The organism is Bifidobacterium sp. UBA4282 (genome assembly GCF_002394995.1).
Classification (GTDB): Bacteria; Actinomycetota; Actinomycetes; order Actinomycetales; family Bifidobacteriaceae; genus Bifidobacterium; species Bifidobacterium pullorum_B.
The window spans coordinates 1-5,114 of record NZ_DGVO01000006.1 but is presented as its reverse complement, the minus strand read 5'-3'; the positions used below and the strand labels follow the sequence as shown (position 1 = coordinate 5,114).

General features: G+C 63.2%; 7 protein-coding genes. 3 read left to right on the top strand and 4 right to left on the bottom strand.

Features of this window, described 5'->3' with window-relative positions; genetic code table 11:
- Together B4C31_RS00890 and B4C31_RS00885 are read left to right on the top strand one after the other, a co-directional pair.
- The coding region (locus tag B4C31_RS00890) for a DUF3459 domain-containing protein (protein WP_291530956.1) at positions 1-513 on the top strand (513 nt) is incomplete at its 5' end.
- Between the two features lie 15 nt (positions 514-528).
- A complete protein-coding gene (locus B4C31_RS00885) occupies positions 529-1,320 on the top strand; it encodes an HAD family hydrolase (RefSeq protein ID WP_291530955.1) in 792 nt (263 codons plus the stop codon).
- Between the two features lie 18 nt (positions 1,321-1,338).
- Here the strand turns inward: B4C31_RS00885 and B4C31_RS00880 are convergent, their stop codons facing one another.
- Both B4C31_RS00880 and B4C31_RS00875 read right to left on the bottom strand, forming a co-directional pair.
- A complete protein-coding gene (locus tag B4C31_RS00880) occupies positions 1,339-2,361 on the bottom strand; it encodes a LacI family DNA-binding transcriptional regulator (RefSeq protein ID WP_291530954.1) in 1,023 nt (340 codons plus the stop codon).
- A gap of 108 nt (positions 2,362-2,469) precedes the next feature.
- Entirely contained in the window at positions 2,470-3,168 is a 699-nt protein-coding gene (locus tag B4C31_RS00875; protein ID WP_291530953.1) for a histidine phosphatase family protein, read from the bottom strand.
- Positions 3,169-3,269: 101 nt separating this feature from the next.
- Between B4C31_RS00875 and B4C31_RS00870 the strand changes: the two genes are divergently transcribed.
- Positions 3,270-3,650 carry a DUF4235 domain-containing protein gene (locus B4C31_RS00870; RefSeq protein WP_291530952.1) on the top strand — a complete coding sequence of 127 codons (381 nt, stop codon included), beginning with the start codon at positions 3,270-3,272 and terminating at the stop codon, positions 3,648-3,650.
- A 42-nt stretch (positions 3,651-3,692) separates the two neighbouring features.
- On the opposite strand, the gene B4C31_RS00865 is transcribed toward B4C31_RS00870, so the two are convergent.
- Positions 3,693-3,944 carry a hypothetical protein gene (locus B4C31_RS00865; RefSeq protein WP_081883228.1) on the bottom strand — a complete coding sequence of 84 codons (252 nt, stop codon included), beginning with the start codon at positions 3,942-3,944 and terminating at the stop codon, positions 3,693-3,695.
- Positions 3,945-4,014: 70 nt separating this feature from the next.
- Complete coding sequence (locus B4C31_RS00860) at positions 4,015-4,935, bottom strand: aldo/keto reductase (RefSeq protein WP_291530951.1); 921 nt, start codon at positions 4,933-4,935, stop codon at positions 4,015-4,017.
- Positions 4,936-5,114: the final 179 nt, after the last annotated feature.

The following is a 5,114-nucleotide window of genomic DNA, read 5'->3' as shown; positions in this document are numbered from 1 at the left end:
TACGGCGACGAGATCGGCATGCGGTACCGCAACCTGCCCACCAAGGAGGGCGGCTACGTCCGCACCGGCACCCGCACCCCGATGCAGTGGGACGCGAGCGCCAACCTCGGCTTCTCCACGGCCGACGCCGGCGACCTGTACCTGCCGGTTGACCCGGCTCCCGACGCGCCGACCGTCGAGGCCCAGCAGGCGGACGACGGATCGCTGTACCACTGGGTCCGCACCGTGCTGGCGCTGCGCGAGAACCATGCCGCGCTGCAGGCCGACGCCGCCTTCGACGTCATCGCGGCGCCGGAGCACGGACGCCTCTTCGCCTACGCGCGCACCTCCCGCGACGGCTCGGATCGACTCGTCATCGCGTTGAATCCCGGACTGGGGGCCGAATCGTTCCCACTGCCGGATGCGGCGACGTCTCACGGCACCCCTACGATGGAACTCAGTCGGGGCAATGTGGCGGCCGACGGCACCACGGTGACGCTTGGCCCGCAGAGTTTCGTGGCGTTTTCCTTCTGACAAGGGGTGATTCCGATGGGTTCGGGCATGCAACGGTTCCGTACGGTCGTCGCGGAGCAGGATTCAGGCGATCGCCGGTACGATACCGTGCTGTTCGACCTGTACGGCACGCTGGTGGACATCCGTACCGATGAGGATGACCCGGAGGCATGGGAGACGTTGCGTGATTTCCTCGACGAGGCCGGCGCGCGTTACGACAGCGCCGACCAGTTGCGTGACCGGTTCATGGGCGCGAGGGCGCTGTCATCGGCGGTGCCGGTCGGGCACGATCCGGCGTTCTACGAGCCGGACCTGCTGCCGACCTACCGTGCGATGTTCTCGTTGCGCGGCATGCGCGTCGGGGAACGGCTGAGCCGCAAGGCGGCCTGGGTGTTCCGTCAGGCCTCGACGCGCCTGATCTGGTTGTATCCGGGCGCCCTCGACATACTCAAGCTGTTGAAGGACCGCGGGTTGCGCGTCGTCCTGGTGTCCAACGCCCAATCCTGCTACACCCGCCCCGAACTGACCATGCTGGGGTTGGATGACGTCTTCGACGACATCCTCATCTCCAGCGAGGAGCATGTCCGGAAACCCGGCAAGGAGTTCTTCGCCCGCGCATTGGACCGCGCCGGAACCACCGCCGACCGGACTGTCATGGTGGGCAACGACGAGAGCAACGACATCCTAGGCGCCCGACATGCCGGCATCGATGGCGTCTACCTGCGCACCGGCATCTCCCCGTATTCCGATCCGATGGAGTCGCAGGCCGCCGTATTGTCACTGAAGGGTGCCGACTACGAGGGGCTGGCCAACTTCCTGCTGGCCTGACCGGCTTGACCAGTCGGCTCAGCCCTCGTACAGGCGGTCGGTGCCGCGCAGCACCAGATGCGGCTGCACGATCTCATGCGGGGTGTCCAGCGGCTCCTCCCGGATGAGCGCCAGCGCCTTCTGCGCCGCCCTGATACCCATATCGTGCGGATTCTGACGCATGGTGGTCAGGTTCACCGTGTCGGCGTACGGGCTGTCATCGAACCCGATGATCGAATAATCCCGCGGCGTATGGTGCCCGTACCGCACCAGTCGCAGCACCAATGGGATCGCCATCATATCCATCTGGCAGCAGATCGCGTCGGGGAAATCATCCAACGCCAGCAGCGAGGACAGCGTGGACTCCACGAACTCTGTCCCCCGGGGCACGGTGATCACCTCCCAGTCCAGTTCGCGGCTCTCCTCCGCGGCCTTGCAGGCGCGGATGAACCCACGCGCACGGGCGTCGATGCTGGAGTGCATGGTCTCCACAGGGGCCGAGCAGGTATAGACGATATGCTTATGCCCCAGATTGATCAGATGCTGCGCCGCCGTGAACATCCCGTTCTCGTCGTCGATGCTGATCGACGCGTCGAAACCCTCCGTGGTCGGGGTGTTGATGCCGATGATCGGCACATGGGTGCGCTTGAGCTGCTCGATCTCCTCGGCGTCCACGGCGAACGAGGCCACGAACACCGCGTCGACGTTGCGGCGCACCGGCAGCGTGGTGAAGAAGTCCCGACGGTTCTCCGCGGTGTCGATGTGCTGGTAGAGCGAGATGTCATACCCGGCGTCGTGCATCACCGACTCCACCCCGGCGAATACCTGGGTGTTGAACCAGCTGGTGATGTCCTCGTTCATCAGCAGCGCCACACGGTACGTCTGCCCCGATTTCAGCGCCGTGGCCGAACGGGAGATGTTGAAGTCCAGACGGTCGGCGGTTTCCAGCACCTTGCTGCGCGTCTTCTCGGAGACCAGATCGGGACGGGTGAAGGCACGAGACACCGTCGAGATCGACACACCGGCGGCTTCCGCCACATCACGAATACCCGCCTTGTTCATGGACTACGCCTCCCCGCATGCAAGAACGCGCTTATCACCGCACGCCACACTCGAATGACAACTGTTTCAAGGATACTGCACACGTTATCAATTCGCGAGTAGCGTGATTCACACGTTCCACTGCTCGATGACGTTGTCTCCCTTATACTGGCTCAGCACCGAATACCGCGCCGTATCCAGACGCAGCAGTTTGGCCGTCAGCGGATCCATGCCCAGCCATTGGGTCGTCAGGATGCGCAGCACATGGGCATGAGCCACCAGCAGCACGTCATGGCCCTCCTCAATCAACGGCAGCACCTCGCGGATGGCCACGGTGGTGCGTGCGGCCACCTCATCCAGCGTCTCGCCACGGCCGTTACGCACCGTCACCTGCACACCGCCCGGCAGCGTCTCCACACGTTCGCCGTCCATAGCGGCCGGCAGCGATTCCGTTCCGTCGCGCCACAGATCCCAGGGCCGCCCCAGCAGCTGCGACACGGTGCCACGGGTGCGCCCCTCGGCACGGCCGTAATCCCATTCCGCAATATACGGCAGCACGTTATGCGTGCCGTACCCGGCCAGCGCCGCGGTCTGCCGCGCCCGCCGCAGGGGACTGGCGAATACGCATCCCTCGGCGAATCCATCGGGGAACGACTCCCTCAGCCGCACCCCGGCCTCAATCGCCTGATGCTCGCCGGCGGGGGTGAGCGGGATATCCGTTCGTCCGGTGTGCTGCCCGGAAACGCTCCATGCGGTCTGCCCATGCCGCAACAGCACCAGGCGACCGGGCTTGGGGGCATCGTTGCCGCCAACAATCGTGTCAGTCATACCTCATACTGTACTCGCACGCCCACGTTCATGCGGCAATCGACATCCGGTCAGATACTGTCCGGAGACAGCCGGAGACGGCCACGTCTATGATGGAAACCATGACCGACGAGTATGTGGACTACATGGCAGACTCGGGTTCCTCAGCAGACCAGATCGTCGCTGGGTTCCACGCCATCGATGAAAGGGTGAACGCCATGCGCGAACAACGGCTCAACGACCCGGACTCCCTGGGCGACAAACTCATCAAATACTTCATCCCGACGCTGGCCGGTCTGGTTGCGGGCAAACTGTTCCAGGCATTGTGGAACCGCGGTACGTCGCGCACCGCCAAGGCGGCTGCCGGCGAGGACGCGCAGCAGGGACTGCTGATGAGCGTGCTGTTCGCGGGCGCGTCGGCGGCGTTCGGCGCCATCCTGACCACCCTCGCCGATCGCGGTTCCAAGGCGTTCGTCAATCGCAGACACCGCCGGCGCGGCTGAGCCGGCCGGCACGGGACGCAGGGCACAAGCACACCGGCACCGTCAACGACGCCGCGGCTTATACCCTTTCTTCCGTGAATGCGGACGAATCTGCTGGTTCAACGGCACGTATCGATATGAGCTATCGGGGTCGCGGCTTGTCAGATGCCACGTTCCGCATAATTCACACCGGTATACCCACAGCTCGATGCCCCGTTCCCTGAAGCTCTCGTCGGCGGCACGTTGCGCCTGCGCCTTGTCGTGATACATGATCTTGTTCGACGACGCACAGCGCTTCGGTGTGAAATAATGCATGCTCACATCATATGGCCCCGCCTGAACCGCCTTACGCGGTCAATCCCGACGCACGGCGACACAGCAGGCGCTACGGCAGATCGTTACCGGCAGCGAAATACAGGTCGTACCATTCCTGGCGGTCCAGCGTGATATCCGCACCCTGGATCATCTGCGTGAGCCGTTCGGGATTCATCGAGCCCAACAGCACCTGCATCTTGGCGGGGTGCCGCAGAATCCAGGCCGTGGCAATGGCGTTCTTGGTCACACCGTACTTCTCCGCGATGCGTTGCAGCTGGTCGTTGAGTTCGGGGAATTCGGGGTTGTCGATGAACGTGCCGTCAAAGAACCCGTACTGGAAGGGGCTCCACGCCTGGATGGTCATATGCTTGAGCCTGGTGTACGCCAGTGTGCCGCCGTCATGGTCGATGCTGGCAGCATCGCTCATATTGACGTGGAATTCCTGACGAATCATATCCGCATGGCCCAAGCCGAACTGCAGTTGGTTCACGTGCAGCTTCTGGCTGATCGCGCTCTGCAGCAGCTCGATCTGCATCGGGTTGACGTTGCTGACGCCGAAATAACGCACCTTGCCCTGTTGATGCAGGAGATTGAACGCCTCGGCCAATTCATCGAGCTCCACCAGGGTGTCGGGCCTATGCAGCAGCAACAGGTCCACGTAATCGGTGCCCAGACGGGTGAGCTCCTGAGCAACGGAGTCCAGGATATGCTGCTTGGAGAAGTCATAGCGCTGTCCGCTGACGATGCCGACCTTGGTCTGCAGGTATACGGCTCCACGGCTGACACCCAGATCGTCCAGCGCCTGGTTGAGTGCGAGCGAGCTCTGTCCGTCGCCGTATACGTCGGCGGTATCGAAGAAATTGACGCCCTGGTCGATGACCGTGCCGACGATTCGTGAGGCCTCCTGGCGACTCTTGCCGTTCAACCGCATCACGCCGAGGGCCACGCGCGAGGCATTGATGCCGGTGGTGCCTATCGTGCTGTATTGCATATCCATTCCCTTCGTTGGGTGTGTCCGATGTCGTACATCGTAACGACGCTGGTGGATATGTCCCCCGTTGAGGTCTTGTCCGTTGTTTTCAGAGTGTGTTTTCCGGTAGGAATATGTAGGCGTGGTTGTGGCGTGGGCTGGGTGCCGTATATGAAGGAACGGGGACCCCGTGTGGGGTC